The organism is Phormidium sp. CCY1219 (genome assembly GCF_035615515.1).
Lineage (GTDB): Bacteria > Cyanobacteriota > Cyanobacteriia > Cyanobacteriales > Laspinemataceae > CCY1219.
Window position 1 is genome coordinate 1 of the sequence record NZ_JAJENT010000328.1, and the last position, 206, is coordinate 206.

The 206-nt window shown below is 56.8% G+C and carries 1 protein-coding gene; it reads left to right on the forward strand.

The annotated features are described in order from the left end of the window. The coding region (locus tag LKK83_RS31960) for a hypothetical protein (protein ID WP_324629984.1) at positions 1-206 on the forward strand (206 nt) is incomplete at both ends.

Sequence of the window (206 nt, forward strand, 5' to 3'; positions counted from 1 at the left end):
ACCACCAACGATAGCGACGAAAACCCCTTTAATTTCCCCATTAGCGGTACCGTTGATGCAGCAAATACCGGTGGTGGCGGTGGTGGGGGTACCGGTGGCGGTACTGGCGCACTTCCGCCCTTACCCCCTATCGATAGCGAGGTTCCCAGCGATGGCGGGGGTACTCCCACCGCGTGCGAATTATCCATCTGTAACGAAAACCTAAT